This is a genomic window from Luteibacter pinisoli (assembly GCF_006385595.1).
Classification (GTDB): domain Bacteria; phylum Pseudomonadota; class Gammaproteobacteria; order Xanthomonadales; family Rhodanobacteraceae; genus Luteibacter; species Luteibacter pinisoli.
Map to the genome: position 1 here is coordinate 2,360,144 of NZ_CP041046.1, position 23,863 is coordinate 2,384,006.

General features: G+C 66.8%; 20 protein-coding genes and 1 tRNA gene. 12 read left to right on the plus strand and 9 right to left on the minus strand.

Translation table 11 applies throughout. The features are described 5' to 3' along the window. From FIV34_RS10725 to FIV34_RS10735, 3 genes are read right to left on the minus strand one after another with little or no spacing between them, the layout of a single operon-like run. Nucleotides 1-1,458 carry an efflux transporter outer membrane subunit gene (locus FIV34_RS10725; protein WP_139982551.1) on the minus strand — a complete coding sequence of 486 codons (1,458 nt, stop codon included), beginning with the start codon at nucleotides 1,456-1,458 and terminating at the stop codon, nucleotides 1-3. Continuing rightward, nucleotides 1,448-2,986, minus strand: coding sequence for a DHA2 family efflux MFS transporter permease subunit (locus FIV34_RS10730; RefSeq protein ID WP_139982553.1), 1,539 nt, complete (start codon nucleotides 2,984-2,986; stop codon nucleotides 1,448-1,450). The genes FIV34_RS10725 and FIV34_RS10730 overlap by 11 nt, the downstream gene beginning before the upstream one ends. Beyond that, nucleotides 2,983-4,047, minus strand: a complete 1,065-nt coding sequence (locus FIV34_RS10735) for an HlyD family secretion protein (RefSeq protein ID WP_246058598.1) — start codon at nucleotides 4,045-4,047, stop codon at nucleotides 2,983-2,985. Before FIV34_RS10735 ends, FIV34_RS10730 begins: the two co-directional genes overlap by 4 nt. Nucleotides 4,048-4,392: 345 nt before the next feature. On the opposite strand from FIV34_RS10735, the gene FIV34_RS10740 reads away from it, so the two are divergent. Both FIV34_RS10740 and FIV34_RS10745 read left to right on the plus strand, forming a co-directional pair. Further along, a complete protein-coding gene (locus FIV34_RS10740; RefSeq protein WP_139982555.1) occupies nucleotides 4,393-5,214 on the plus strand; it encodes a DUF5694 domain-containing protein in 822 nt (273 codons plus the stop codon). Between the two features lie 112 nt (nucleotides 5,215-5,326). Then, entirely contained in the window at nucleotides 5,327-6,073 is a 747-nt protein-coding gene (locus tag FIV34_RS10745; protein ID WP_139982557.1) for a glucose 1-dehydrogenase, read from the plus strand. A gap of 60 nt (nucleotides 6,074-6,133) precedes the next feature. On the opposite strand, the gene FIV34_RS10750 is transcribed toward FIV34_RS10745, so the two are convergent. From FIV34_RS10750 to FIV34_RS10765, 4 genes are all read right to left on the minus strand, one after another. Then, complete coding sequence (locus FIV34_RS10750) at nucleotides 6,134-6,457, minus strand: carboxypeptidase-like regulatory domain-containing protein (protein ID WP_246058599.1); 324 nt, start codon at nucleotides 6,455-6,457, stop codon at nucleotides 6,134-6,136. Nucleotides 6,458-6,572: 115 nt separating this feature from the next. Continuing rightward, a complete protein-coding gene (locus FIV34_RS10755; protein WP_170207584.1) occupies nucleotides 6,573-7,187 on the minus strand; it encodes a restriction endonuclease in 615 nt (204 codons plus the stop codon). Between the two features lie 129 nt (nucleotides 7,188-7,316). Beyond that, nucleotides 7,317-8,240, minus strand: a complete 924-nt coding sequence (locus FIV34_RS10760) for a LysR family transcriptional regulator (RefSeq protein WP_139982561.1) — start codon at nucleotides 8,238-8,240, stop codon at nucleotides 7,317-7,319. Between the two features lie 15 nt (nucleotides 8,241-8,255). Then, a complete protein-coding gene (locus FIV34_RS10765; RefSeq protein ID WP_139982563.1) occupies nucleotides 8,256-9,368 on the minus strand; it encodes an alkene reductase in 1,113 nt (370 codons plus the stop codon). A gap of 184 nt (nucleotides 9,369-9,552) precedes the next feature. On the opposite strand from FIV34_RS10765, the gene FIV34_RS10770 reads away from it, so the two are divergent. Next, nucleotides 9,553-10,542, plus strand: coding sequence for a zinc-dependent alcohol dehydrogenase family protein (locus tag FIV34_RS10770; RefSeq protein ID WP_139982565.1), 990 nt, complete (start codon nucleotides 9,553-9,555; stop codon nucleotides 10,540-10,542). Nucleotides 10,543-10,659: 117 nt separating this feature from the next. Next, nucleotides 10,660-11,568, plus strand: a complete 909-nt coding sequence (locus FIV34_RS10775; protein ID WP_139982567.1) for a LysR family transcriptional regulator — start codon at nucleotides 10,660-10,662, stop codon at nucleotides 11,566-11,568. Between the two features lie 6 nt (nucleotides 11,569-11,574). On the opposite strand, the gene FIV34_RS10780 is transcribed toward FIV34_RS10775, so the two are convergent. Then, a complete protein-coding gene (locus tag FIV34_RS10780) occupies nucleotides 11,575-12,333 on the minus strand; it encodes an SDR family oxidoreductase (RefSeq protein WP_139982569.1) in 759 nt (252 codons plus the stop codon). A gap of 447 nt (nucleotides 12,334-12,780) precedes the next feature. On the opposite strand from FIV34_RS10780, the gene fdnG reads away from it, so the two are divergent. The 7 genes from fdnG (at nucleotide 12,781) to FIV34_RS10815 (ending at nucleotide 21,635) form a co-directional block, all read left to right on the plus strand. Continuing rightward, the gene (gene fdnG, locus FIV34_RS10785) at nucleotides 12,781-15,657 is read left to right on the plus strand and encodes a formate dehydrogenase-N subunit alpha (protein WP_246058822.1); all 2,877 of its coding nucleotides are present in this window, start codon (nucleotides 12,781-12,783) and stop codon (nucleotides 15,655-15,657) included. Between the two features lie 10 nt (nucleotides 15,658-15,667). Beyond that, nucleotides 15,668-16,585, plus strand: a complete 918-nt coding sequence (gene fdxH, locus FIV34_RS10790) for a formate dehydrogenase subunit beta (RefSeq protein ID WP_139982573.1) — start codon at nucleotides 15,668-15,670, stop codon at nucleotides 16,583-16,585. Beyond that, entirely contained in the window at nucleotides 16,582-17,241 is a 660-nt protein-coding gene (locus tag FIV34_RS10795) for a formate dehydrogenase subunit gamma (RefSeq protein WP_139982575.1), read from the plus strand. The genes fdxH and FIV34_RS10795 overlap by 4 nt, the downstream gene beginning before the upstream one ends. Beyond that, the gene (gene fdhE, locus FIV34_RS10800) at nucleotides 17,238-18,185 is read left to right on the plus strand and encodes a formate dehydrogenase accessory protein FdhE (protein ID WP_139982577.1); all 948 of its coding nucleotides are present in this window, start codon (nucleotides 17,238-17,240) and stop codon (nucleotides 18,183-18,185) included. Before FIV34_RS10795 ends, fdhE begins: the two co-directional genes overlap by 4 nt. A 34-nt stretch (nucleotides 18,186-18,219) precedes the next feature. Beyond that, the gene (selA, locus tag FIV34_RS10805) at nucleotides 18,220-19,626 is read left to right on the plus strand and encodes an L-seryl-tRNA(Sec) selenium transferase (protein ID WP_211352624.1); all 1,407 of its coding nucleotides are present in this window, start codon (nucleotides 18,220-18,222) and stop codon (nucleotides 19,624-19,626) included. After that, entirely contained in the window at nucleotides 19,623-21,587 is a 1,965-nt protein-coding gene (gene selB / locus FIV34_RS21510) for a selenocysteine-specific translation elongation factor (protein WP_139985885.1), read from the plus strand. The genes selA and selB overlap by 4 nt, the downstream gene beginning before the upstream one ends. Then, nucleotides 21,540-21,635: transfer RNA gene (locus FIV34_RS10815), tRNA-Sec, on the plus strand. Before selB ends, FIV34_RS10815 begins: the two co-directional genes overlap by 48 nt. A 13-nt stretch (nucleotides 21,636-21,648) precedes the next feature. On the opposite strand, the gene selD is transcribed toward FIV34_RS10815, so the two are convergent. Continuing rightward, entirely contained in the window at nucleotides 21,649-22,689 is a 1,041-nt protein-coding gene (selD, locus tag FIV34_RS10820; protein ID WP_139982579.1) for a selenide, water dikinase SelD, read from the minus strand. Nucleotides 22,690-22,772: 83 nt separating this feature from the next. On the opposite strand from selD, the gene FIV34_RS10825 reads away from it, so the two are divergent. Next, entirely contained in the window at nucleotides 22,773-23,822 is a 1,050-nt protein-coding gene (locus FIV34_RS10825) for a permease (protein ID WP_139982581.1), read from the plus strand. Nucleotides 23,823-23,863 lie beyond the last annotated feature (41 nt).

The following is a 23,863-nucleotide window of genomic DNA, read 5'->3' on the forward strand; positions in this document are numbered from 1 at the left end:
TCACCTCGAAACATCGGCCAGCGTGGTGGCCGGCACATCCCAGCCTCCGCCGAGCGCACGGAAGGCGCTGACGGCCGCACGGGCGTCATCAGTACGTACACGGGCAAGCAGGTCGCGCGACGCCAGTAGCTGGCGGTCTTCGTCCAACACTTCCAGCAGGCTCACCGCACCACCCTTGTACGCATCCTGGGCCGCATCACGAGCCCGTTCATGCGCTGCCACTTCGTTGCCGAGCACGGTGTGCTGGGCTTCGAGCTGGGTCAACGCCACGATCGCATTTTCCACGTCTTCCGTCGCCTTCAACATGGAGCCCCGGTAGCGGGCCAGGGCCTCCGCATTCGCGCCGCGCGCCTGCTTCACCTCGGCATCCACGCGGCCAAAATCAAACAGGCGCCAGTGCAGGCCCAGCGCGCCTTGCGACTGGAAGGCCGACCCGGTCAGCAGCTTGCCGCTGTCCAGCGTGGCAAAGCCCAACAGGCCGGACAGGGACACCTGCGGATAGTACTGCGAGAGGGCGACGCCGATCTGTGCGTTGCTCGCGGCAAGCTGGCGCTCCGCGGCGATCACGTCCGGACGGCGGCGCAGCAGCGAGGCCGGGCCACCCGCACCGTCGACGCTGGGGATCCGATAAGGCCTGCCCGTCGAAGCGATTTCCCTGGCGTACGTGCCCGGCGCCGAGCCCATCAGGACGTCCAACCGGTTGAGCTGGGTATCGAGCTCGGCCTGCAGCGGCGGCACCGTGCCCTGGGCCTGGAGCAGCAAGGCTTCCGCCTGCGCCACCTCGCGCTCCGTACCCAGGCCGTGTTGCAGGCGCAGGCGGACGAGGTCGACGAGGCCTTGTTCGTTCTGGATCTGTTCGTTGGCAATGGCGATGCGCGCCTGCGCGCCACGCACCCGGAAGTACGCATCGGCGGCTTCAGCGGCCAGGCTGATCCGCACGCCGGCGTGCGTGGCTTCCGCCGCCTGCCACGCCGCGTTGGCGGCTTCGTCGCCACGACGCAGGCCACCGGCCAGGTCGAGCTCCCAGCTGGCGCCGGCACCCACGTCCTCATAGGTCTGGTTGCGGTCATAACCCGGCGTCGGGCTGGCCAGCTTGCCCAGCGGGCTGCGCTCGGACTGGCGCAGGCGGGCCGCGCTCGCATCCAGGCTGCCCTGCGGCAAGCGGTCTGCGTGGGCGTGCTGTGCCACGGCGCTGGCCTGGTCGACACGCGCGGCCGACGCCGCGAGGTCAAGGTTCTGCGCCAGCACGCGGGAGACGATGGTGCTCAGTTCCGGATCATCGAATCCGTTCCACCACGTATCCAGCACCGGCGCGGGCGCTTCGCCGGCACGCTGGTCCAGCGCGGCCTGCTGGTGCCACGTCGGCGTCACCGGCAGGCTGGGTTTGACGTAATCCGGGCCAACCGTGCACCCGGCCAGGGACAGGGAAAACAACAGGGGAAGCAGCTTAGTGCGCATCGGCGGAAGGACCTTTAGGGGGCTGCACCTTGCGCATCAGCGGCACCATGGCCGTCGCAAGCACAAAGCACAACATGATGGAAAAGAAGGCGTCGCTGTAAGTCATGGTCTGCGCCTCGCGGAACGTGAGCTGCCACAGCTGGCGCAGGGCCGCGCCCGAGGCCTGGGCGGCGCCGTCCATGTTCGCGAGCAGGCTGTTCATCGCTTCGTTCGCCGGCGTCAGCTGCTCGGCAAGGCGCTGGAAATGCAGGTTGGTGCGATCGTTGAGGATGGTGGCGCAGGCCGCAATGCCAATCGCACCGCCCAGGTTACGCATGGTGTTGAACAGGCCCGACGCGTGGCGAAGGCGTGCCGGCGCGAGGCCACCCAGGGTGAGCGTGACCACCGGCGGCACCGCCAGCTGCTGGGCCGCGCCACGCAGGGCCTGCGGCAGCAACAGTTCCGCGCCGCTCCAGTCGTGCGTGATCGGGGTGAACTCGAACATCGAGATGGCGAACAACGCCATGCCCACCATCATGATCCAGCGCAGGTCCACGCGCGTGGCGAGGAAGGTGTACACCGGGATCGTGAGGATCTGGAACACGCCGGTGGAGAACACTGCCTTGCCGATCTGCAGGGCGCTATAGCCTTCCACGCGGCCCAGGAACAGCGGCGTGAGGTAGATCGTCGCGAACAGGCCGATGCCGGTAACGAAGGAGAAGAATGACCCCAGCGCGAAGTTGCGATCCTTCAGCGCGCGCAGGTCCACCACCGGATGCTCGGCGGTCAGCTCGCGCCAGACGAAGAGCGCGCCGGCGATGGCCGCGGTCCAGGCGGTGGTGCGGATCACGCTGTCTTCCATCCAGTTCCAGCGCGGGCCTTCTTCCAGCGTGTATTCCAGGCAACCGAGGAACAGCGCGATAAGCACGATGCCGAACCAGTCGCCCACCTTCAGCAGGGAAAGGTCGGGCTCGTCGATACGGACCAGCGCCGGCACCGCGAACGTCACGAAGATGCCCGGCACCAGGTTGATGAAGAACAGCCAGTGCCACGAATAGTTATCCGTGATCCAGCCACCCAGGGTGGGCCCGAGCGTGGGTGCCAGCGACGCCAGCGCACCGATGGTCGCCGCAGCAATGACGCGCTGCTTGCCTTCGAAAAACACGAACGCGGTGGTGAACACGGTCGGGATCATCGAGCCGCCCAGAAAACCCTGGGCCGCGCGGAAGATGATCATGCTCTGGATATCCCAGGCCATGCCGCACAACAGGCTGGTCAGGGTGAACCCGGCCGCGGACGCCACGAACAACCAGCGCGTAGAGAACACCCGGGACAACCAGCCGGACAGCGGGATCACCACGATTTCGGCGATCAGGTAGCTGGTCTGCACCCAGGCGGTGTCATCGGCACCGGCCGAGAGGCCGCCACCGATATCGCGAAGCGAGGCGGACACGATCTGGATGTCGAGCAGCGCGATGAACATGCCCACGCACATGCTGGCGAAGGCAAAGGTCTTCTGGCCCGGGGTAAGGTGGGCGACGGGGCTCATGGCGCGTTGGTATCAACAGTAGCGGTGACCGAAAGGCCCGGGCGCAGCAGGCCGAGGTCACCGTCCTTGCCATCAAGCACCACGCGCACGGGCACGCGCTGGACGATCTTGGTGAAGTTGCCGGTCGCGTTTTCCGGCGGCAACACGCTGAACTGGGCGCCGGTGGCCGGTGCGAGCGAAGCGATATGGCCATGGAACGGGTGGCTGGGCAGCGTATCGGCACGCACGTCCACGGCCTGCCCCACCTTCATGCCGGCCAGCTGGTCTTCCTTGAAGTTGGCGTCCACCCACAGGCCATGCGCGGGCACCACGGCAAGCATGGGGCTGCCGGCGCTGACGAAGGCGCCAACGCGGGCGCGGCGGTTACCAATGGTGCCATCGACCGGTGCACGCACTTCGGTATACGAGAGGTCGAGGTGGGCGCTGTCGGCCTGTGCCCGGGCCTGCGCAAGGGCCGCTTCCGCCTGCTTTTTCTGCGTGTCGATCACGTCGAGCTGGCGTCGCGCGGCCTCGACGGCGGCGCTGGCTTTCGCGCGATCCGCGCTGGCCGTCTGCGCCGCGGCACGAGCACGCTGCGCCGCCTCGACCGAGACCGCCGAGCGGCTGACCAGGTCGCCATAGCGCGTGTCATCGAGCCGGGCGCGGGTGGCTTCGGCATCGGCGGCGGACTGGCTGGCTTCGGCCTGGTGGATCACGCTCTGTTGCAGGGCTGCCACCGCATCGAGGTTCCGCAGCGCGGCTTCCTGCGCGGCCACCGCCGCGTCGGCCTTGGCGACGGCCGCCCGGTAGTCGCGGTCGTCGATGCGGACGAGCAGGTCGCCCTGCTTCACGGCCTGGTTGTCCGTGACGGCCACCGCCTGGATATAGCCGGACACCTTGGAACCGATGACGGTGACATCACCGGTGACATAGGCGTCGTCGGTGTCCTGGATGAAACGGCCCGTGGTCCACCAGTGGGCGCCGTAGGCGAGCGCCCCGACGAGGACGATGGCGCCAGCGGCCATCTTGAGGGGCTTGCTGCGCCGGGTCGGGGTGGCGGGCGAATCGATGACAGCGGACACGGTGGGCACCTGAGGTAGTTGGAGTACGTTCGTAATTCTATGGCCGACCGGTTGAGTTACAAGGGGTTGGGAGGAAAAATAGTTCTACCCGGGCGGAATGTCGGGCAAAAAAAAGCGCCAATCCGGCTGATGGACCGGACGGCGCTGCGCCTGGCGATGGGGGATCCGGGGGGCGCCAGGCAGGTTTATCGTGCCGATGGGACGGGCTGCGAAGCGTGACGGCCGTCGCGCTTTTATGGCGCCACCGTTTCTTCATACCGATTCGCCGCTGCCATTCGTCATGGCAACCCAAACGCGCCCGCGCGCATCCGACCTGTTCACGCCTACCCACGCAAAGGACGCACCATGACGCACCGCTGGATCCTGCTCTCACTGCTCGCCCTTTCGCCCCTCGCCGCGACGGCGCAGGAAAAGCCCAGGATGCTGATGCTTGGTTCCGTGCACCTGGCGAACCACAACCGGGATATCGCCAACACGCAGGTCGAGAACGTGCTCGCGCCGAAGCGGCAGGCGGAGATCGAAAGCCTTGTCGACCAGCTCGCCGCATTCAAGCCCACGCACATCGCCATCGAATGGCCGCATGCGAAACAGGCGGCGCTGGATGCCCGCTATGCCGCGTATCGTGCTGGCACGTACACGCTTTCCGCCGACGAGACCGACCAGATCGGATTGCGCCTGGCAAAGAAGCTGGGCCTGCCGCGCGTGGATGCCGTGGACTGGAATGACAATGCGCCGGGCAAGGACGCTGACTACGACTGGGAAGCCTGGGCGAAGGCCAACGGCAAGACCGCGCAGTACGACCAGCTCGTCGGCGGCTTCAAGGCCGGTGCGGTGAAGGAAACCGAACTGCTGAAGACGCACACCGTGACGGAGTGGTACCTGTACTTCAACGACCCGGCCGTCATGCACCAGGACGAGAAGGGCTATTTCGACATGGCCTTCTTCGGCGATGACGCGAACAATCCCGGTGCCGCCTGGGTCGGCCAGTGGTACGCGCGCAACCTGCGCATCTTCACCCATCTGCGCGAACTGGTTACCTCGCCCAGCGATCGCCTCCTGGTCGTCTACGGCGCGGGCCATGCGCCCTACCTGCGCAAGGACGCGACGGAATCCGGGGTTTTTGAACTGGTGGAGCCCTCCGCGTACTTGAAAGCCACGCATCGTTGACGGTCAGGCAAAGGTGCTTTTCCCCGCGAGGTATCACAGCCCCTGATGGCCGGCCCCAGACATAGCGGCAGGCGGCTCATGTCGAGCCGGCCATGCTTCCAAGGGAAACGCCATGAGCAAGCTGAAAGATAAAGTCGCCATCGTTACCGGTGCCTCGAAGGGTATCGGCGCGGGGATCGCGAAGTCGCTGGCCGCCGCGGGCGCCAGCGTCGTCGTGAACTATGCCTCCAGCAAGGAAGGCGCCGAAAAGGTCGTCGCCGAGATCAAGGCCGCCGGTGGCAACGCCGTGGCCGTGGGTGCGGACATCACGAAGGAAGCCGACGCCGGCAAGCTGGTCGCCGCGGCTGTCGAGAACTTTGGCCGTCTCGATATCGTGGTAAACAACTCCGGCGTGTACGAGTTCGCGTCGGTGGAGAACACCACCGAGGCGCTGTATCGCCGCATGTTCGACACCAACGTGCTCGGCCCCCTGCTCGTCACGCGCGCCGCGTCGCCACACCTTGGCAAGGGTGGCAGCGTGATCAACATCGGTTCGGGCGTCACGCGGCTCGTGCCGGCGGAAACCGCGATCTACACGGGTACCAAGGGCGCGCTCGATGCCATCACCGGCGTGCTCTCGCGTGAGCTTGGCCCGCGCGGCATCCGCGTGAACTCGGTGAACCCCGGCATGGTGGAAACCGAAGGCACGCACAGCGCGGGCTTCGTCGGTTCGGACTTCCAGGCATGGGCCGAAGGCCAGACGCCGCTGGGCCGTATCGGCCAGGTGAGCGATATCGCTCCGATCGTGACGTTCCTGGCGTCGGATGACGCTGGCTGGGTCACCGGCGAGACGATCCTTGCGGCCGGTGGCATGCGCTAAGCGCGTAGCACTTGCGAGACGAAGGGCCCCTGCGCACAGGCAGGGGCCCTTGCTGTTGGCTCAGCCGCCTTCCTCGCACTTGTCGTTTTCGCAGGCGAAATCGACCTCGAGGCCGCGGCCCACGGTGATGTTGACGTTTTTGCGGGTATCCACCGTGGCGCCCTTGTTCTCGAGCGTCACCGTATACGAACCCATGGGCAGCGGCGACAACGTATAGCGGCCGCGGCCATTGATGGTGGCGTGACGCTGCGCGCCCGTGCCACTGGTGGCCGTCACGGAACCGCCGGCCGGGCCATGCCCAAAGATGCTGCCTGCCGTGCCCTGCGCACCAGCGACCGATGCCGCCAGGGCCAGCACACCCACGAACAAAAGACGTACCTTCACTGCAAACTCCCCCTTGTTGAAAAACGGTGTGATGCTACCTGGTGGCGTTGTGCCGCTGGGATGCGTTTTGCGCACTACTTTGTTAAACGGAAGGCACGCGCGTTTGTTCGCGACCTTAAGGCGCGACAACGGGCGCCGTCACGTGTGACCCCTTCTTCGTCGACGGTAGCGTGGCTGTTCGGATCAAGTGCGTGTAGACAAGCAAGCTGGCCACCGTCGCGACAATGGCCACGCCGAATAGCACGGCATCCCTGCGTCGCGAGTAGCTTGCCAACTCGCGGTAAGGCATCGGCGCCAGCACCGGTGGCTGTAGCAGCGGCTCTTCGATCGGCCCGATCATGCCGCGGATGGTGGGCCCGTCGATCAGGGTAATACCCGGAAAGCGCGCTGCCGAATCGAGCGCGGCGCGGGTGAATTCACCCGAGGTGACCAGGATGGCCCCGTTCGCCCCCTGCGTATGCATCACCCCGATCAGCTCGTGCACCGGGTTGTGCGGCACCTGTTGTGCGTTCCAGTGCTTGCACTGGACCACGATGTACGCGGTGTCCTTGAACAGCTTCAGCTCGACGCCGCCATCGGTCTTGCCGAAGCCGCTGCCTGTGCCGGTGTGCTCCACCCGGTAGCCCTGGCTGGCGTAGTACTCGCCGATGCGACGTTCGAACTCTTCCCACCCTACCCGGCTGAGTGCGTCGTCCCAGCGCTCGCGTACGCGCTTCGCGTAGCGATTCAAGTGGCACCCCCGGTAACGGGCGTGCAATCCCTGTGGCGCCTTCCGGCGCTGAAGCAAGATTCCATGCTGGCTCCCCCGCCCGGGTGACGCCCCCCTTGGGCCGACTGCCGGACAGGCCGATGGTAAGCGCTAACGCACCGGTGCGGTAGTGGGCCCCGCCGGGGCGTTTTCGGGGAACAACGAAGCCCCCAGATGATCGATAAAGACGCGCAGGCGTGGCGCGATATGCCGGCTGGACGGCCATACGGCCCGGAACACGTTGGCGTGCTCGGTGTGGGCGGCAAGCACCTGGACGAGGTCGCCATCCCTGAGGCTCTGCTGGACGATGAAGTCCGGCAGGCAGGTGATGCCCGCGCCTGCTTCGGCCATCTCCAGCAGCGGCGCCAGCGTGCTCGCCGCTGCGGCCACCGGCAGCGGTGGCTCCTGGCCATCACCCTCGCGCCGCAGCGGCCAGGGCTCCAGCTTGCCGGTCGTGGGATAGCGGTGGTGCAGCAGCGCATGCGTTGCCAGATCAGCCGGCCCGGTGGGCGTCCCCCGAAGCGCGAGGTACGCCGGCGAGGCCACGAGCACCAGATGGTAGACGCCGATGCGCCGCGACATCAGCCGCGAATCCACGCCCTCCCCCGTGCGGATGGCGAGGTCGAACCCTTCGTCGACGATGTCGACCAGCCGGTCGCTGTAATCGAGGTCGAGTTCGATATCCGGGTACTGGCGCATGAAGCTCGCCAGCGCGGGCGCGAACAGACGGCCGAGCAAGGGCAAGGACACGCGCAGCTTTCCCCTCGGCGCGGCGCGGTTGCCGGCCAGTTCGTTCTCTACCTCATCCACCTCGGCAAGGATCCGCCGGCAGCTGTCGAGCAGGCGCTCACCCTCCGGGGTGAGCGCGATGCTGCGCGTGGTGCGATGGAAGAGCCGCACGCCGAGGTGCGCCTCGAGCCGCGCGATGGTCTTGCCGACGGCCGAGGCGGACAGCCCCATCCGCCGGCCGGCCTCGGTAAAGCTGCGGGTTTCCGCCGCGTGCACGAAGGTGGAGAACGAACTGAGGCTGTCCATGGGCGTGCGCGGGGGTCAGGCCGTGGCGGCGGCGAACGCCGGGTAGTCCGTGTAGCCTACCGCCGTTCCACCGTAGAACGTATCGCGGTCGTAGTCGGCCAGGGGCCAGCCGTTCGCGATGCGTGCCGGGAGGTCCGGGTTGGAGATGAAGTAGCGGCCAAAAGCCACCAGGTCGACCGTGCCCTCATCGACCAGCGCCGCGGCAGACGCCGGCTTGAAGCCACCCGCGGCGATCAGCGTGCCGTGGAACACCTGGCGCAGCTGGCGTGACGCCACCGGGTTCTGGTCCTTCGTGGCGTCCTCGGCATTACCCAGGACGCGCGGCTCGATCAGGTGCAGGTAGGCGATGCCCAGGGCATCCAGCTCGGCGGCGACATAGGTGAACAGCGCCTCAGGGTTGGAGTCATGCATGCCACCGAAGTTGCCGTTCGGCCCCAGGCGCACGCCAACGCGTTCCTTGCCCCACACCGAGATCGCGGCACGGGTGATCTCAAGCAGGAAGCGCGCACGGTTTTCGATCGAGCCGCCATAGCGGTCGGTGCGCTGGTTCGAACCGTCCTGCAGGAACTGGTCGATCAGGTAGCCGTTGGCGCCATGCAGTTCAATGCCGTCGAAGCCGGCCTGCTTGCCGCGCTCTGCCGCCAGGCGGAACTGCTCGACCATGTCGACCACTTCGGCTTCGGCCAGCGCGCGGTGAGGCGACGCCGGCACCCAGCCGTTCTTCGTATAGGCCACGCCTTCGTAGCCCTCGACCACCGACGGGGCCACCGGCAGCGAGCCATCCGGCTGCATGTCGACATGCGACTGGCGGCCGGCATGGAAAAGCTGCAGGAAGATCAGGCCACCCTTGGCGTGCACGGCATCCACCACGCGCTTCCAGCCGGGGATCTGCGCATCCGAGTAGATGCCCGGGCTGCCGAGGTAACCGTCGCCATTCGGCGACACCACGGTGGCTTCGGCGACGATGAAGCCGCCCTTCGTCGCGCGCTGGGCATAGTGCTCGACCATCAGGTCACCCGGCCGGCTGCCGGGCTGTTCCGAACGCATGCGCGTGAGGGGGGCCATCACCACGCGGTGAGCGAGGGTATAGGGGCCAAGGGTGACGGGTTTGAAGAGGGAGCTGTTCATGGCAAAAGGCCTGTCTGATAGGAGGGGGGGAAGCACGTTGGAGAAAAAGTGGGCACGCTCGCCGGGTTCAGTAGCGCCGCGGCAGTCCATTCACTTCGGACAGGGAGCGCCATTCTGTTTTCAGGCTGGGCACGCACGTTTGCGTCATCGCCGCACGTCGCGGCCTGATGAAAGAGCGCCCGCCATGTCCCGCGTTGTCCTGTTCGAGCAGTACGGAGGCCCTGATGTCCTCCAGATCCGTGATATCGCCGTTCGCGCGCCTGGCCCGGACGAAGTCCGCATCCAGGTCAAGGCGATCGGCCTCAACCGTGCCGAAGCCATGTGGCGCAATGGCGCCTACGTGGAACCGGTGCACCTGCCTGCCCGCCTCGGCTACGAAAGTGCCGGTGTGGTGGAGGCGGTCGGCGCGAACGTGTCCCACGTGAAGGTGGGCGACCGGGTAAGCACCGTCCCGGCGTTCTCGTTGAACGACTACGGCATGTACGGCGAGCTCGTGCTCGCGCCGGCCCATGCCGTGGTGGCCATTCCCGAGGGCCTGTCCTTCGAAGAGGCCACGGCCATCTGGAATCCGTACATCACCCCGTACGGCGCGTTCGTCGAACGGCAGCGCCTGGTGCCCGACGATGTCGTCCTGGTGTCCGCGGCCTCCAGCTCGGTCGGCCTCGGCGCCATCGAGATGGTGAACATGCTCGGTGCCACGCCGATCGCCCTCACCCGCACCAGCGCCAAGCGCGACGCCCTGCTCGCCGCCGGAGCGAAGCACGTCATCGCCACCGCGGAGCAGGATCTCGTTGCCGAGGTCATGCAGCTGACCGATGGAAAGGGCGCCACGTTCGCCTTCGAAGCGGTGGGCGGCGCGCAGTTCCCGACCCTGCTGGCAGCCATGGCGCATGGCGGCACGGTCTTCGTCTACGGCGCGCTCAGTGATGAAGTCACCCCGCTGCCCTTGCTTGACGTGATTCCGCGCGAACCGGTGATCCGCGGTTACAACCTGTTTGGCACCACCACGAACCCCGAGCGTCAGGCGGCTGCCGTCCATTTCATCAGCGAGGGCCTCGCCAGCGGCAAGCTCAAGCCGCGCATCGCCAGGACGTTCGTCTTCGACGAGATCGTGGAGGCGCATCGTTACCTGGAGAGGAATGAGCATATCGGCCGTGTCGTCGTGAAGGTCTAGACGGCCTGCTGGCCGTTGACGACAGAGTGGCCCTCCCCCGGGTGCCCCGGTAGCCATGCGCTTAGGCTATCTTCCATGCGTGCCGCGCATGAATCGGCGCGCCCGGGGATATGGCCGATGAAAGACATCTTTACGCTCAGGCTCTACACCCGCGTCGCGCGGCTGGGCAGCTTTTCCGCCGCCGCGCGCGAGGTGGGCCTGTCGCAGTCGCAGACGTCGCGGGCGATCGCCGACCTGGAAGCCGACCTCGGCGCGCGGCTCCTGTCACGCACGACGCGTGCCGTGGTACCGACCGAAGCGGGCACGGAGTTCCTCGCCCGCATCGAACCGATCCTGATGGCGCTCGACGAAGCGGAACACTGCGTACGTGAAGGCGGCGATCTGCGTGGCCTGCTTCGCATGAGCATGCCCAACAGCATCGCGCTGCGCGAAATCATCCCGCGCCTGGCGGACTTCACCGAGCAGCACCCGGGTGTGGAATTGCAGATGCTGCTCGAAGACCGGCGGCAGGATCTCGTGCGCGACGCGGTGGATGTCGCCATTCGCGTCGGCAGCCTGCCCGATTCCAGCGCCGTGGCGAAACCGCTGGCGACCATCCCGCGCATGGTGCTGGCGGCGCCGTCGTACCTGGCGCGCTCAGGCACGCCACGCACGCCAGCCGACCTGGCCGCGCACCGCATCGTCGGCGGACCCGCGTCCGTGGTGCCGACAGCCTGGCGCTTCGAGCGGGACGGTGAGGTCATTCACCTCGAGTTGAAATCCCACTTCCACTCGAATGAGAACGAAGCCGCGGTGGCGGCCGCCGTCGCCGGCATGGGCATCACATCCACCACCGGCTGGGCCTGCCAGCGCGAGCTGGCCGAGGGCTCCCTCGTGCACCTGTTTCCCGAGTGGCGCATGGCCGACGTGCCGGTCTATGCCTATTACCCACACGGGCGGGCAACCCGGGCACTTGCCCGGGCCGCCGTCCAGCATCTGGTGGCGAGCCTTGCCGCAAACCCCGGCGTGGCGCGCCTGCCTGCCTGAGCGGGCTCAGCCGCCGCCGAAGATCGGCGTCACCTGGGTGTTGAAGGCGTTGACGAACGCGTGTTCGGCTGGCCCCGCGTTGTTCCGCATCGGCAGCGCCCCTTCGACGAGGACTTCATCGGCACCGCTGTTGAGCACCGCCATGGTCTGCGCGATGAAATCGTCCACCGGCATGGCCAGCTCCGCTTCCTGGCTGTTCATCAGCTCCGTACGCACCCACGGCGGAGCGATCTCGAGGACGCGGACGCCCTCGTCAGCCAACAGGAACCGCTGCGACAGGACGTAGGAATGCAGGGCCGCCTTCGTCGCGGAGTACACGGCGGTGAACGCCAGCGGCACGAAGGCCAGTACCGAGCTGTTGTAGATGATGGTCGCACCCGGCTGGGTCTTCAGGTGGTCGACCAGCGCCGAGGTCAGCCGAAGGGGACCCATGAGGTTCGTGGTGATGGTGGACACCATCTGGGCGTCGTCCTGCCGCCCCGCGGCATGGTCCAGTTCCATGATCCCGGCGTTGTTGATCAGGACGTTGAGCGCCGGATAGTCCGCGATGAGCCTGGCGGCGACACGCTCGATATCGGCCGGGTTCGAAACATCGATCTCGACGGCGGCCATGCCGGGGTTCGCAGCCAGCACGCCTTCGAGCCGTTCGCGCCGGCGCCCGCCGATGATGACCTGGTTACCCTGGCGATGCAGGGCCTCGGCCAGCCCGCGGCCAATGCCCGAACCGCCGCCGGTGATGAAAATCGTGTTGCCGCTGGTACGCATGGGAGGTTCCCGTTGTGTGGATGCCGACACGTTAGGCGCCGGCCGGCGCAGCCGGTAGCCGCCCCGGGGCGCTATGTCCTATGCGCCGGGTACATGAATGGGCGGGGCGTCGCGGCAGGCGCGTTTCGTGCAGGAAAGGCCCCACCGGGCTGGGTAGGATCGTGGTAAGTTCCTGAGAGGAAGGAACACAAGCCAGTGCCGGCCCTGACAGGGGTGCGGTGGTCCAGCCAGGTTTCCTACGGAGTTCTTGCGATGGCACTTACCCGCCGCGAGTTCATAAAGCTGACAGGCATGGGGCTCGCTGCGTCGAGCCTCGGCATGATCGGGTTCGGGGCCTCAGGGGTGGCGCAAGCCGCTGCCGTCCGCCCCTTCAAGCTCACCCACGCGACCGAGACCCGCAACACGTGCACCTATTGTTCGGTGGCGTGCGGCATCCTCATCTACAGCATGGGTGACAAGGCGAAGAACGCCCGGTCCAACATCATCCATATCGAGGGGGATCCGGATCATCCGGTGAACCGAGGCACGCTGTGCCCCAAGGGCTCCGCGCTGCTCGATATCGTCCACGCCCCTACCCGCCTCAAGGCACCGCGCTACCGCGAGCCTGGAGGCACCGAGTTCAAGGAAGTCTCCTGGGACTTCGCGCTGGATCGCATCGCCCGCCTGATGAAGGACGACCGCGACAAGCACTTCATCACCGCCAACGCAGCAGGCACGACGGTCAACCGCTGGACCAGCATGGGCATGCTCGCTGCCTCCGCCGCCTCCAGTGAAACCGCCTACTTCACGTGGAAGGTGGCCCGCTCCCTCGGCATGGTGGTGTTCGACAACCAGGCGCGCGTCTGACACGGACCGACGGTGGCCAGTCTGGCCCCATCATTCGGTCGCGGTGCGATGACCAACACCTGGCAGGACATCAAGAACGCCAATATCGTGATCGTCATGGGTGGCAACGCCGCCGAGGCGCATCCGTGCGGCTTCAAGTGGGTGATTGAAGCGAAGATCGAGAACGGTGCGAAGCTCATCGTCGTAGACCCGCGCTTTACCCGAACGGCCTCCGTGGCCGACTACTACGCCCCCATTCGGCCGGGCACGGATATCGCGTTCCTCAGCGGCCTGATGCATTACCTGCTGGAGAACGACAAGATCCAGCACACCTACGTGCGCGCCTATACGAACGCAAGCCTGCTCGTGCAGGAGGGCTTTACGTTCCAGGAAGGCCTGTTCAGCGGCTTCAACGACCAGACCCACGCGTATGACAAGACCACGTGGGACTACGAGATCGACGAGAACGGCTTTGCCAAGGCCGACGACACCTGGCAGGACCCGCGCTGCGTCATCAACCTGCTGAAACAGCACGTCTCCCGCTACACCCCGGAGATGGTCTCGCGCATCTGCGGCACCCCGCAGGACAAGTTCCTGCATATCTGCGAAATGATTGCCAGCACGTCGGCCCCCGACAGGGCCATGACCAGCCTGTTCGCCCTGGGCTGGACGCAGCACACCGTAGGTGCGCAGAACATCCGTGCCATGGCCATGGTGCAGCTGCTGCTGGGCAATATCGGCGTGGCCGGTGGCGGCATGAACGCCCTGCGCGGGCATTCGAACATCCAGGGCCTCACCGACATCGGCCTGCTGTCGAACCAGATGCCCGGCTACCTGACGCTGCCCAACGACAAGGAAACCAGCTTCGACGAGTACATGCGGACGAAGCAGTTCAAGCCGCTGCGCCCTGGCCAGACCAGTTACTACCAGAACACCCAGAAGTTCGTCGTCAGCCTGCAAAAAGCTTTGTTTGGCGACAATGCGACGAAGGAAAACAACTGGGCCTACGACTGGCTGCCCAAGCTCGACGTCCCGCTGTACGACATCATCAAGGCCTTCGAGATGATGGGCAAAGGCGAGCTCACCGGCTACATCTGCCAGGGCTTCAACCCCCTGCAGGCCTTCCCGGACCGCGGGAAGATCCGCCGCAGCCTGAGCAAGCTGAAGTTCCTGGTGACGATGGATCCGCTGGATACCGAGACCTCGCGCTTCTGGCAGGACTTCGGCCCGCAGAACCCGGCGCAGTCGCACGAGATCCAGACCGAAGTCTTCCAGCTTCCGGTCACCTGCTTTGCCGAAGAAAATGGCTCGCTGGTGAATTCTGCGCGCTGGTTGCAGTGGCACTGGAAGGCGGCGGATCCACCGGGTATCGCCAAGTCGGATATCTGGATCATGACCGGCCTGTTCCAGCGCCTGCGTGCCCTCTACAAGAAGGAAGGCGGCGCGTTCCCGGATGCCCTGATGGGCATGACGTGGAAATACAGCGACCCGTGGGAGCCCGACCCCGAAGAGCTGGCCAGGGAGATGAACGGGCGTGTCCTCACCGACATCACCGACGCCACGACGAACGTGACGACCAAGGCCGGTACTTTGCTGGACGGCTTCGGCCAACTGCGCGATGACGGCAGCACGGCCTCGGGTTGCTGGATCTTCGCCGGCTCGTTCACGGAGAAAGGTAACCAGATGGCGCGGCGTGATGCGACGGACCCGCGCGAGCAAGGCATCGCGCCGAACTGGGCGTGGGCGTGGCCGGCCAACCGGCGCATCCTCTACAACCGCGCCAGTGCGGACCCTGACGGCAAGGCCTGGAATCCGAAAAAGCCCGTGATCGAGTGGAACGGCACGAAGTGGACGGGTATCGACGTACCCGACTACGTGGTGACCCAGAAGCCGTCGGCCAACGACGGCCCGTTCATCATGAATGTCGAAGGCGTCGCGCGACTGTTCGCCCGCAACCTCATGGCCGAGGGGCCGTTCCCGGAGCACTACGAGCCGATGGAATCCCCCGTCGACAACGTGCTGCATCCGAACGTCCGGGCCAATCCGGTGGCCCGGGTGTTCGACGACGACCGCGCCGCGTTCGGCAGCCGGCATGACTTCCCGTTCGTGGCCACCACCTACCGGCTCACCGAGCACTTCCACTTCTGGACCAAGCACGCGCTGATCAACGCGATCCTCCAGCCCGAGGAATTCGTGGAGATCGGCGAGGTGCTGGCGAAGGAGAAAGGCATCGCCCAGGGCGGCTGGGTCAAGGTGTCGTCCAAGCGCGGCGAGGTGATCTGCAAGGCGTACGTTACCAAGCGCATCAAGCCCCTCATCGTCGACGGCAAGGCCACGCACGTGATTGGCGTGCCGCTGCACTGGGGATTCACCGGCCAGGCCAGGAAGGGGTACGGCGCGAACACGCTGACGCCATCCGTGGGTGACGCCAACACGCAGACGCCGGAGTTCAAGGCGTTCCTGGTCAACGTCGAAAAGACGTCGGCTCCCGCGGCCTGAGGCGAACGACATGTCCGATCTACAAGCCCAAGACTACGTCCGCCGCTCCGCGACCACCATGACGCCGCCGGCGGCGCGCAGCCATGAGGACCAGGTTGCAAAGCTCATTGACGTCAGCCGCTGCATAGGTTGCAAGGCCTGCCAGTCAGCGTGCATGGAGTGGAACAACCTGCGCCCGGAAATCGGCCACTTCGAAGGCTCCTACGAGAACCCCCAGGACCTGGGGCCGAGCGTATGGACCCTGATGAAGTTCAATGAGTACGAGAACGAACAGGGCAACCTCGAATGGCTGATCCGCAAGGACGGCTGCATGCACTGCGAGGATCCGGGCTGCCTGAAGGCATGCCCGGCGCCCGGCGCCATCGTCCAGTACGCCAATGGCATCGTGGATTTCATCAGCGACAAATGCATCGGTTGCGGTTACTGCGTGAAGGGTTGCCCGTTCGACATCCCGCGCATCAGCAAGACGGACCACAAGTCGTACAAGTGCACCCTGTGTTCGGACCGCGTCACCGTCGGCCTGGAGCCAGCCTGCGTCAAGGCCTGCCCGACGGGCGCCATCATGTTTGGCGCCAAGACGGACATGCAGCAGCAGGCGGCGGAACGCATCGTCGACCTGAAGTCGCGCGGTTTCGACAAGGCAGGGCTGTACGACCCGGCCGAGGTGGGCGGCACGCACGTGATGTACGTGCTGCATCACGCGGACAAACCCTCGCTGTATTCCGGCCTGCCTGACAAGCCGCATATCAGCGCGCTCGTGCTGGCCTGGAAAGGCCTCTACAAACCGCTGGCGGTCGCCGCCGTGGCGCTTGCCGCGATCGGCGCGTTCTTCCACTGGATCACCATCGGCCCGAACGAAACCACGGTGGAGGATGAAGCCGAGGCCGCCCGCGAGATGCGTGAAACCGAGGAGGAACAGGCGCCATGACCCGTCCTGCCAACGCCATCACGCGGTACACCACGGTGAACCGCATCAACCACTGGATCAACGCGGGCCTGTTCATCCTGTTGCTGTTGTCCGGGCTGTCGATGTTCCATCCGATCCTGTTCTGGCTGTCCGGCCTGTTCGGCGGCGGCCAGTGGGCCCGTGCGGCGCATCCGTGGTTCGGCGTGTGCCTGGTGGTGAGCTGGATCGGCATGATCATCCAGTTCTGGCGGGAAAACCTGCCCAATCGCGACGACGTCGAATGGTCCAAGGCCATCGTGCACGTGGCCATGAACGACGACGAGCATGTGCCGCCGATCGGCCGGAACAACGCCGGCCAGAAGCTGGTGTTCTGGTCGATGACCTTCCTGATCCCGGTGCTGTTCTTCACGGGATTGCTGATGTGGGAGGTGTACTTCGGCAAGTCCACGCCGATTGAAGTACAGCGCGTGGCCATCCTCATCCACAGCCTGTGCGCCTTCGCCGCCATCCTGGTCTTCGTCGTCCATGTCTACGCCGCGATCTGGATCCGTGACTCCGTGCGCAGCATGACCCAGGGCTACGTCACCCCGGGCTGGGCCTGGCATCACCACCGCAAGTGGTTCCATCACCTGATCGGTTATCGTCGTAGTGACGACCGTCCCGGGAAGCACACGTGAAGCAAGCCGAAGCGCCACCCAACGCCAAATGGAGCGGCCCCTCGCATGCGGGCGTGAAGTCGCCCGACCCGATCATCGTGCCGGACCGCCAGCGGCGTTTCGCCGCGGCAGCGGCTCGCCTGGAGGCGCTGGCGCCGGGCCATCCGCTCGCGGACTGGCTGCTTTTCATGGCGGCCGTGTCGCGCGCGCAGCACGCGGTGGCCACCACGATCGCCCCGTCGGCCATCCTGCCTGCCGCCGACGTCGCGCGCGCCGTCGAGGCACGCCTCCCACCGCTGGCGGCCGACGGCCATGGCCGCGACCCGGCCTGGCGTGAGGGGCTCCGGCTGCTGCTCGCCGAGATCGAGTCCATCGCCTTGCCACCGCCTGCCATCGAGGCCATCGATTATCTCCGTGGCCTGGACGACAGCGGCCTCGATGCGCTCGCCGACCGTTTCCTGCGCGGCAGCGTTATGCCGGCGGAAACGGCCGCTGCCGTGTACATCGCGGCGGCGTTGCAGGTGTACTTCACCGTCTCCGCGTCGCGCCTGGCCGTGGCCGACCTGCGCCTGCTCGAAGAGCGCAATCTCTGCCCCTCCTGCGGCTCGCCCAGCGTCGCCGGCATGGTCACCGCGACGGGACTTACCCCGGGCACCCGCTACCTGCACTGCTCGCTGTGCGCCACCGCGTGGAACCACGTGCGGGTCATCTGTATTACCTGCGGTGGCACGCGCCTGCTGCAGGTCCAGGCCATCGAGGGCGACAACGGCCTGGTCAAGGCGGAGACCTGTGGCGAGTGCCACACGTACAGCAAGCTGCTCTACCAGGTGCAGGACATGCAGGTGGACGCCATGGCCGACGACCTGGCCTCGCTGGGGCTGGACATCATGGTCGCCGAGGCCGGTTTCTCGCGGCACGCGCCCAACCCCTTCCTGCTGGTCGCCAACACCGCGGAGATCGACTAGCCAGCATCCGCATGATGGGGCTACGCTCGGCCCCATGGATATGGCCGATTCCGACACGAGCGCCCTGCGCCGCCTGCCCGCCGTGGCTACCGTGCTGGCCGCGCCGGAAGCGGCGGCGCTGCTTGAGGCCCATGGCCGTGTCGCCACCACGGAAGCCATCCGCGGCGCGCTGGACGCAGCCCGTTCCGCATTGCGCGGCGGTGCCACAACGGCGGTCGAGCCCGCCGACATCGTCCATGAGGCCCGCCAGCGGCTGGACGCCCAACCCGCCGCGCTGCGGCCGGTGTTCAACCTTACCGGTACCGTCCTGCATACGAACCTGGGCCGCGCCTTGCTGGCCGAAGCGGCGATCGACGCGGCCGTGGATGCCATGCGCCATCCCGTGGCCCTCGAATTCGACCTCGACGAAGGCGGCCGTGGCGAACGCGACGACCACGTGCGCGATCTGCTGCGCGAACTCACCGGCGCCGAAGACGCCACCGTGGTGAACAACAATGCGGCAGCCGTCCTGCTTTGCCTGAATACCTTCGCCCTGGGTCGCGGCGCCGTCATTTCGCGCGGCGAACTCATCGAAATCGGCGGCGCGTTCCGCATGCCTGACATCATGGCGCGCGCTGGCGCCGACATGGTGGAAGTCGGCACGACCAACCGCACGCATGCCGCGGATTACCGCCATGCCATCGACGCGCACACCGGTCTCGTGATGAAGGTGCACACGTCGAACTACCGTATCCAGGGCTTCACGGCCGAGGTCGATGCGCGGGAACTGGTCGCCATCGCCAACGCCGGCGGCGTGCCCCTGCTCAACGACCTGGGCTCAGGCAGCCTGGTCGATCTCTCGGCCTATGGCGTGGCGCGCGAGGCCACGGTGCGCCAGGCCGTGCAGGAAGGCGCGCACCTGGTCACGTTCTCCGGCGACAAACTGCTCGGCGGCCCGCAGGCCGGTTTCATCGTCGGCACGCGCGAGTCCATCGGCGCGATCAACCGCAATCCGCTGAAGCGCGCGTTGCGCGTGGACAAGATCCGCCTTGCGGCGATCGAAGCGACGCTGCGCCTCTATCGCGACCCGGACCGTCTCGGCGAGCGGCTACCCACGCTGCGTTTCCTCGGCCGCACGCGCGACGCGATCAGTGCACAGGCGCATCGTCTTCGCGAGGGCGTGGCGGCGTGCATCGGGAATGCCTTCGGGGTCGACGTCGGCGAATGCGCGAGCCAGGTGGGCTCCGGGGCGCTGCCCCTGGATACCCTGCCCAGTGCCGCGCTGATGATTCGCCCGCACGGCAGCCAACGCACGCTGGAGGCCCTCGCCACCGCCTGGCGCGCGCTACCTCGCCCGGTGATCGGCCGCATCACCGAGGGCGCCTTGCAGCTGGACCTGCGCTGCCTCGACGAGGCGGACGAGCCCGCCTTCCTCGCCAACCTGGCCGCCGGCAACGCATGATCGTTGGCACGGCGGGGCACATCGACCACGGCAAGACCTCGCTGGTGAGAGCGCTCACCGGCGTCCCTGGCGACCGCCTGAAAGAAGAGAAAGCCCGCGGCATCACCATCGACCTGGGCTTTGCCTACCTCCCGCTTCCCGATGGCCCCACGCTGGGATTCATCGACGTACCCGGCCACGAAAAGTTCGTCCGCACCATGGTGGCCGGTGCCAGTGGCATCGACGTCGCCCTGCTTGTTGTCGCCGCGGACGACGGGGTCATGCCGCAGACCCGCGAGCACCTGGCGATCCTCGACCTGCTTGGCATTGAACGTGGCATCGTCGCGCTGACCAAGGCCGACGCCGTAGGCCCCGACCGAATCGCCGACGTGGCCGCACAGGTACGCGAGATGGTTGAGGGCACCACCCTCGCCGAGGCCGAGATCCTGCCGGTGTCGGCGGTGACCGGACTCGGCATGGACGCCCTCCACGCGAAGCTGGCGGCGGAAGCCTGGACGCGCCACGCCCATCACGACAACGACCGTTTCCGGCTGGCGGTCGACCGCGTGTTTACGCTGCCGGGCATCGGCCTGGTGGTGACGGGTACCGTGCTGTCCGGGGCCATCCAGGTGAAGGATGCGGTGGTCATCAGTCCATCGGGCCTGCCAGCGCGCGTGCGCTCCATCCACGCGCAGGACCAGGACGCCGAAGAAGGGTGCGCCGGCGATCGCGTGGCCCTGAACCTGGCCGGCCCCGACATCACGAAGGATGCGATCCACCGCGGCGACATGGTGGTCGATCCCTTCCTGCACGCCCCCACGGATCGCATCGACGCACGCTTGCGTCTCCTTCCCGGTGAGCCACGCGCGATCACCTCGTGGTTCCCTGCCCGCCTGCACCATGCGTCGGCCGACGTGGGCGCGCGCGTGGTGCTGCTTGACGGCGAGCAGCTCAGACCCGGCGACGTGGCCGACGTGCAGCTCGTCCTCGACCGCCCGATCGCCGCCGCGGCACTGGACCGGTTCGTACTGCGTGATACCACCGCACAGCGCACGGTAGGCGGTGGTTTTTTCATCGACCTGCGCGCACCCGCGCGGCAGCGACGGACGCCGCAACGCCTTGCCGAACGCGAGGCGCTCTCGCAGCCCGACCCGACGGACAGCCTGCGCGGCCTGCTCGACACGCCGCCGTTCGCGCGCGATCTCGAGGCCTTTGCACGCGACCGCGCACTCGCCGCCGGCGCCGTCGACCGTGCGGTAGCGCCGCTGTCGCCCGTCCTGTTCAACGCAGGCGATGGGCGCACCGCACTCAGTCCCCTGCGCTGGCAGCAGTTTGTCGAGGCGCTCGCCGAGGCGCTGGCCGCGTTCCACGGTGAGCACCCCGATCTCCAGGGATTGCCACGGGAAACGCTACGCCGGGCGATCCTGCCGCGCCTCCCGGCCGCGGCGTTCGTCCAGGCGCTGCAGCATCCTGATGTCGCGGCCCGCGTCGTACGCGATGGTGCATTTCTTCGTCTTGCCAGCCATACGCCCACGGCCACGCCGGAAGACGAGGCGGCTTGGCAGCTCATTGCTCCCCTGCTGGGGGGCGACGAGCGCTTCCGTCCGCCACGCGTTCGCGATATCGCCGCGCTGCTAGGCCGCCCCGAGAACGAGATTCGCCAGCGCCTGAAATCGGCTGCCCGTCGCGGCCTGGCCGACCAGGTGGCGCACGATCATTTCTTCTTGCGTCCGGTGATGCACGAGATGGTGCTGATCGCCGCCGACATCGCCGCGCATGCGCCGGACGGACGCTTTACGGCAGCGGAGTTTCGCGACCGCCTCGATAACGGGCGCAAGGTCGCCATCCAGATCCTGGAATGCTTCGACAGGCAGGGTGTTATGCTCAATCGCGGCACGCGACGCAGCCTGCGCGCCGACTATCTTGATCTCTATGGAAGAGAAGCGTCCCCGGTGGGGCGTCCGGACTTCAAATCCGGGTGAGGCAGCCAGACTGTTTCGGGTGGGTTCGACTCCCATTCTCTTCCGCCACCCTCGTTGCCGACTACACCACGTCGACGCCCGGCGTGCCGGCTGTGACCTCACCGATGATGCTTGCGCGCGGATAACCCGCCGCATCGATCATCGCCCGCAGATCGCCGGCCCTGTCGGGCTTGCATGACACGAGAAGTCCACCGGACGTCTGCGGATCGGTGAGCAGGTCGCGGCGCCAGTCGGCGATGCCGTCGGGCAACGCGACGCCTTCGCCATAACTGGCCCAGTTGCGCTTCGATGCGCCGGTGACATAGCCCGCCTGGACCAGGGCCTTTGCCTGCGTCAGGAACGGCACGCGCGATTCATCAATGCGCAGCCGCGCGCCACTGCCACGCGCCATCTCCATCGCATGGCCCAGCAAGCCGAAGCCCGTGACGTCGGTGATCGCGTGGACATCCGTATCCTGGGCCAGCGTGTGCCCGACGCGGTTCAACAGCGTCGTGGACGCGATCATTTCGTCGTAGGCGTCTTTCGGCAAGGCGTCTTTCTTGAACGCGGCCGAGTACACGCCGACACCCAGCCCCTTGGTCAGGATCAGCACGTCACCCGGTTTCGCACCGCTATTGCGGCGGACTTCCGAGGGCGCACACAGGCCGATGGCCGCCAGGCCGTAGATCGGCTCGGCGGTGTCGATCGAATGGCCGCCAGCGACGGGAATACCCGCCTCCGCGCAGACCGCTTCGCCACCGGCGAGGATCAGGCGCACGGTTTCGACATCGAGCTTGCCCAACGGCATGCCCAGGATGGCCAGCGCCATGATCGGCTTGCCACCCATGGCGTAGACGTCCGACAACGCATTCGCCGCGGCGATGCGGCCGAAGTCGTAGGGGTCATCCACCACCGGCATGAAGAAATCCGTCGTGGCGATCACACAGGTGCGGTCGTCGACCTGCCACACGGCCGCATCATCGCTGGATTCGTTACCGACAAGGAGCTGCGAGAACGGCAGCGCCGTGGCCTTGTCGGCCAGCAAGGCCTGCAGGACGGAGGGCGCCAGTTTGCAGCCGCAGCCGCCACCGTGGGCAAGATCCGTCAAACGAGGAGGATTCATGGGCACATCCATACAAAAGTGCGATAGCGCGCCGTGCACGTCGTGATGCAGCATAGCCGACGGATCCACCGCAAGGAAAAGTTATGACGGTCGCTTCGCGCAACCGGTACGCCACACGCTGGCTCGTGTTCGGCCTGCTGGTGGTGGCCGGTCTTTTCTACGTCAAGTGGTACCCGTACTACGGCCGCGCCTTCGACGCTGCCGCCCATCACTCCATCGGCCATTCCATCCTGATGGGTGATGCGGATGCCGCGCCTTCGCCCTCGTGGAGCGCCGCCGTGGATTACGCGCTGGCGTACGGCAAGGCCATCTGGAAGGCCATGGTGCTCGGCCTGCTGCTCGGGTCAGCCGTCCAGGCGCTGCTGCCCGCGACGGCGATCCAGCGCATGCTCGGCCGCGCCAATTTCGGCAGCACGCTTGCCGGCGGCCTGCTGGGCATTCCCGGCATGATGTGCACCTGCTGCGCGGCGCCCGTGGTGGCGGGCCTGCGCCAACAGCGTGCCGCGCCGGGCGCATCCGTCGCCTTCTGGCTCAGCAACACCCTGCTCAACCCTGCGACGCTCGTGTTCACCGGCTTTGTCCTCGGCTGGCAGTGGGTCGGCCTGCGCATCGCCCTGGCCATTCCCATGGTGTTTGGCCTGGGCTGGCTGGCCAACCGGCTGGCGGGGCCGGCTACCGTCGCGCCGCTCGACGTGCCCGTCGTCGCGGAGTCGCGTTCCGCCGCCAGCGTGGCGAGACGCTGGCTCGAGATCTTCGTTCGCATGACGCTGCGCCTGATTCCCGAGTACATCGTCATCGTCCTCGCGCTCGGCGCGGCTCGCGCCTGGTTGTTCCCGCACATTGGTCCGGAGATTGGCAACGAGTGGTACTGGATCGCCGGACTCGCCATCGCCGGGATGCTGTTCGTCATTCCCACGGCAGGCGAGGTGCCGATCGTGCAGGCGATGCTCGCCCTCGGGATGGGCGCGGGCCCGGCCGCGGCGCTGCTGTTCACGCTGCCGCCGGTGAGCCTGCCGTCGCTGGCCATGCTCGGGCGTTCCCTGCCCTGGCGGTTGCTCGTGGCACTGGCCGCCGCCGTGGTGGCCTTCGGGGTGCTTGGCGGGGCCATCGCGGCGGCCGCGGGCATGCGTTGACACCGGGGGAAGCCGGATTTCACAAGCCTGTGCCGCCTATC